The sequence below is a fragment of the Microcystis sp. M109S1 genome, assembly GCF_020247025.1.
In the GTDB taxonomy this organism is placed as follows: Bacteria; Cyanobacteriota; Cyanobacteriia; order Cyanobacteriales; family Microcystaceae; genus Microcystis.
The window spans coordinates 1-4,685 of the sequence record NZ_JADBRW010000320.1 but is presented as its reverse complement, the minus strand read 5'-3'; the positions used below and the strand labels follow the sequence as shown (position 1 = coordinate 4,685).

The 4,685-nt window shown below is 48.5% G+C and carries 5 protein-coding genes; 4 read left to right on the top strand and 1 reads right to left on the bottom strand.

Translation table 11 applies throughout. From position 1 onward, the window contains the following. Positions 1-46, bottom strand: a 46-nt coding sequence (locus tag IM322_RS23420) for a helix-turn-helix domain-containing protein (protein ID WP_353737100.1), incomplete at its 3' end; no start/stop codon positions are given. 91 nt (positions 47-137) lie between these two features. Here IM322_RS23420 and kdpB point away from each other — a divergent pair. The 4 genes from kdpB to kdpC are packed head-to-tail and all read left to right on the top strand — an operon-like array spanning position 138 to position 4,408. Continuing rightward, positions 138-2,297, top strand: coding sequence for a potassium-transporting ATPase subunit KdpB (gene kdpB / locus IM322_RS16125; RefSeq protein ID WP_287672669.1), 2,160 nt, complete (start codon positions 138-140; stop codon positions 2,295-2,297). Further along, on the top strand, positions 2,297-3,514 hold the full coding sequence (locus IM322_RS16120; protein ID WP_287672670.1) for a DNA cytosine methyltransferase: 1,218 nt from the start codon (positions 2,297-2,299) through the stop codon (positions 3,512-3,514). Before kdpB ends, IM322_RS16120 begins: the two co-directional genes overlap by 1 nt. Positions 3,515-3,554: 40 nt before the next feature. After that, on the top strand, positions 3,555-3,761 hold the full coding sequence (locus IM322_RS16115; RefSeq protein WP_287078438.1) for a potassium-transporting ATPase subunit F: 207 nt from the start codon (positions 3,555-3,557) through the stop codon (positions 3,759-3,761). A gap of 2 nt (positions 3,762-3,763) precedes the next feature. Continuing rightward, positions 3,764-4,408: a K(+)-transporting ATPase subunit C gene (gene kdpC, locus IM322_RS16110; protein ID WP_287672672.1), complete on the top strand. Its 645-nt coding sequence runs from the start codon at positions 3,764-3,766 to the stop codon at positions 4,406-4,408. Positions 4,409-4,685 lie beyond the last annotated feature (277 nt).

The window sequence follows — 4,685 nt, the reverse complement described above, 5'->3', positions numbered from 1 at the left end:
CTTGTTCGGGTGTGGGGTAAAATCGAAACGAATAGGCTTTTTCCATGTCTCACATTTTAGCATATATTTGGTAAATGCGCTAGTATTTAACGGTAAAGCCGTCGTAGAACGACGGGGTTTCAGACCCAAAATTTTCGATGAGAACGAACAAAGGAAATTCTAAATCCTCTCGCCCTTTGCGAGTGCCGAGAGGTCGCCGGGACGACCGCCGCCACACCCCCAAGGTAAACCGGACAGGTCTCTATCAACGCGCGATCCAGCAGTCCTTCCTCAAACTCGACCCGCGCATCGCCGTGCGTAACCCGGTCCTGTTCGTGGTCTGGTTAGGAACGATCGTCACGGTCCTGGTCACGATCGACCCGCATCTATTCGGCACAATCGCCGGGGATAGGGGACAACAACGGCTACTTAACGGCATCATCACCCTCATCCTCTTCTTCACGGTGCTGTTCGCCAACTTCGCCGAGGCGGTCGCCGAGGGACGGGGAAAAGCCCAGGCCGATGCCCTGCGCTCGACCCGCAGCGACACGATGGCCCGGAAAATCCTTGCCGACGGCTCGATCGAGTCGGTCAGTTCCACGGCCTTGGGTCGGGGCGATCGGGTAAAACTGGTGGCCGGGGACGTGATTCCCGCCGACGGGGAAGTGATCGAGGGAATCGGTTCGGTGGATGAATCGGCGATCACCGGAGAATCGGCCCCCGTCCTCAAACAACCCGGAACCGACATCGCCAGTTCCGTCACCGGCGGCACCAGGCTTCTCTCGGACGAGTTGACGGTGCGGATCGCTCAAGATCCCGGCCGGGGTTTTATCGATCGCATGATCTCCCTTGTGGAAGGGGCCGAGCGCACGAAAACCCCCAACGAGATCGCGCTGACGGTACTTCTGGCCGTGTTAACCCAAGTCTTTTTAATTGTCGTCGCCACGATTCCGCCGATCGGGAACTATATCGCCGGTTTCCTGGAAACGAGTCTCGGGCCGGCGGTTGCGGATACCTTTCGGGCCGGTTCCAGTATCGCCATCTTGATCTCCCTCCTCGTCGCCCTCATTCCCACGACGATCGGCGGTTTATTGAGCGCGATCGGCATCGCCGGCATGGATCGTGTGGCTCAGTTTAACGTCATCGCCACCTCTGGGCGCGCCGTGGAAGCCTGCGGCGACGTGAATACCCTCCTTCTCGACAAAACGGGAACGATTACCCTCGGAAACCGACTGGCTGACGAATTTATCCCCGTGAACGGTCATAACCTCGAGGAATTAGCCCGCATCTGTCTAGCGGCCAGCCTTTTCGACGAAACCCCGGAAGGACGCTCGATCGTTGCCTTAGCCCGGAATTTGGGCGCGAACCTCTCCATCGATGGCCAACCCGGCGAGGGAATCGAATTCTCCGCTCGTACCCGCATGAGCGGCACCGATATGGACGGCGAGGAATACCGTAAGGGAGCCGTAGACGCGATTAAAGGTTTCGTCCGTTCCCGCGGTGGTTCCGTTCCCGAGACCCTCGATCAGGCACAGGAAAGGGTTTCCCGTTTGGGGGGAACTCCCCTCGCCGTCTGTCGGGGTAACGATATCTACGGGGTGATCTATCTCAAGGACATCGTGAAACCGGGATTAAAAGAGCGTTTCGACCAATTACGGCGCATGGGTGTGAGAACGATCATGCTCACCGGCGACAACCAGATCACGGCGGCGGTGATCGCGGCGGAGGCGGGGGTGGATGATTTTATCGCCGAGGCCACCCCGGAAGATAAGATCGAGGTGATCCGTCGCGAGCAAGCCAAGGGCAAGTTAGTTGCCATGACGGGAGACGGAACCAACGACGCACCCGCACTGGCCCAGGCTAATGTCGGTGTGGCGATGAACTCCGGAACCCAAGCGGCGAAGGAGGCGGCCAATATGGTGGATCTGGATTCTGACCCGACCAAGCTGATCGATTTAGTCACCATCGGCAAACAGTTATTAATTACCCGCGGCGCCCTGACCACGTTTTCGGTAGCTAACGATATCGCTAAGTATTTCGCTATTATCCCGACGATTTTCGCCGCTGCTGGGATCGGTGCTTTAAATATCATGGGTTTGAAAAGCGCTCAATCGGCGATCGTCTCGGCCCTGATCTACAATGCCCTGATTATCCCTGTTTTGATTCCTCTGGCACTTCAAGGCGTTCAATTTCGCCCCCTTACTGCCGACCAACTATTGCGGCGCAATATCCTTATCTACGGCGTGGGAGGCATGATTGCGCCGTTTATTGCTATTAAGATTATTGATGAGATAATTTCAGCGATCGGGTTGAGGTAATGGGAAAATCTGCAATATTTAAGCCTAGTTTATTCGGATTGAAGCACTCGAATCGGGATTTTAACCAAAAAGAAACATGGGGTAAAAATCAATTTAATTCCTCATTTCCAGCTTCTTTGTGCGCTTACTTAGATTGGAAAGGACTGAAAAATGTATATCTGAAACTCGATGAAAATTTAAAAATTAAACCTGCGGAGTTAAGTACACAAGAGTTATACGGTTTAGCTCCCGATTCCGATAATTTATTTTACGCTTTCGAGAGTCAATTTAGAGGAGGGAGCAAAATGATCACAATCGATTTATTCGCTGGTTGTGGTGGTTTATCTTTAGGTTTCCAGAAAGCGGGGTTTACTATTGTGGCCGCATTTGATAACTGGATACCTGCTATAGATGTCTATAGAAATAACTTTAGTCATCCGATATTTAATGTCGATTTATCTAGAGAATCTAGCCAAGAAATATTTGCTCAATATAATCCTGAGATTATTGTCGGCAGTCCTCCCTGTCAAGACTTTTCCAGTGCGGGTAAGAGAGACGAGGGTTTAGGACGAGCGAATCTAACGCTCACATTCGCTGAAATTGTCACTAGAGTAAGTCCGCAATGGTTTGTTATGGAAAATGTGGACAGAATTGAGAAAAGTAAAATACTCACTCAAGCAAAACAAATTTTAAAAAAACATGGTTATGGTTTAACTGGAAAAGTTATTAATTCTTGTTACTGCGGAGTTCCTCAAACTAGAAAAAGATATTTTCTGATCGGTAAAATGAACGAAGAAGATGATTTTTTAATCGATGAAATCAATGAAAATCTATCAATTCAACCTCTGACTGTATTTGACTATATGGGCAAAGAATTAGACATAGAATACTATTATAGACATCCTAGAAGCTATCAAAGAAGGGCGATATTCAGTATTTATGAACCTAGCCCTACTATTCGAGGAGTAAATCGACCAGTTCCCAAAACCTATCGACAACATCCCGGTGATGCTTGTCATCTCAAGGAAAAACTAAGACCGCTAACAACGAGGGAGCGAAGCTATATTCAAACTTTTCCTAAAGACTTTATTTTTACAGGAACAAAATCTAATCTAGAACAAATGATTGGCAATGCTGTTCCTGTTAATCTGGCCAGATATGTAGGCCAATGTATTCTTAACTATGAATTGAAAAAGGGGAACAAGACAACCTATCGACAACTACAGCTATTTTCTTGATTTACTGGCAAAAACAAATCTCCAAAAACCTCTAATTCTTATGAAAGCATCACCTATAAAATACCGATTTTTCTGGTATATTTTCTTAAATTTCTGTCTGACAATTCTTTTCTCCTCCATCGTTCAAGCTTCTACGGGAAGCACTATCGATAGGACGCAAGCTTCCGCGTTAACCCTTTTAGGATTAGTCGCCTTTGCTTTATTTATCTATCTGTTCTTGGTCATCTTTATACCAGAGAGGTTTTAATTATGAGTTTTGCACGCGAGGCCGGTAGAGCCATCCGTTCTACCCTAGTTCTCTGGGTGATCACTGCGCTGATCTATCCTTTCTCGATGATCGCCATCGGTCAAATTCTTTTTCCCTGGCAAGCGAACGGGAGTTTGATCACCAATAATCAAGGTCAAGTGGTGGGTTCGGCTCTAATTGGGCAACCTTTCACCAGCGATCGCTATTTCAATAGTCGTCCAAGTACCACCGCCTACAGTACGGCCGATCCGAAAAACGATCCTAACAAAGTCCTGCAAACCGGAATTTCGGGAGCGAGTAACCTAGCTCCCAGTAACCCCGTGTTGATCGATCGAATTAAAGGAAAACCCGATCCCGATCCGGCAAAAGCTATAGAGGGGGAGATTCCCCGATTAGAGAAAGCGGGAATTAAACCCACCGCGGATCTGGTATATACCTCCGGCTCCAGTCTCGATCCCCATATCACCCCAGAGGCTGCCAGAGCGCAGATCGAGCGGGTGGCGCGGGTGCGGGGATTACCGCCAAATCAAGTGGAGATCCTCGTTACCAAAAACACCGATGATCGCTTTCTCGGCATTTTCGGCGAACCGGGGGTTAACCTGCTGAAACTGAATTTGGCTCTAGATGCGATCGCAAATACCCAATAGGGTTTCTGATACTCAATCCTGTTTAAAAGGTATAGGAAAGTGGCAAGTGGGAAGAGAGAGTTTGCCTTTAAAAATCCCAACTTAGTAGATTTACAAACATGGGATGCAGCCGCTAAAAAACTAACTGGGAGAGGATTTTTTACCGAAATTTTGGGTTAAAGCCCCGTCCTTTTAGGACGGCTTTTTAAACTATAGCTTGTTAACTTAACTTTTATTGTGCTATACTGATTTTGTCTAAGTACCCCCTGCGTAAAATGTTTGTCTTAGAGTTTAAAGT

What these genes read in the sequence shown, in the direction of transcription:
- kdpB (WP_287672669.1), top strand. Translation starts at nt 138, where the DNA reads ATGAGAACGAACAAAGGAAATTCTAAATCCTCTCGCCCTTTGCGAGTG.
- IM322_RS16120 (WP_287672670.1), top strand. Translation starts at nt 2,297, where the DNA reads ATGGGAAAATCTGCAATATTTAAGCCTAGTTTATTCGGATTGAAGCAC.
- IM322_RS16115 (WP_287078438.1), top strand. Translation starts at nt 3,555, where the DNA reads ATGAAAGCATCACCTATAAAATACCGATTTTTCTGGTATATTTTCTTA.
- kdpC (WP_287672672.1), top strand. Translation starts at nt 3,764, where the DNA reads ATGAGTTTTGCACGCGAGGCCGGTAGAGCCATCCGTTCTACCCTAGTT.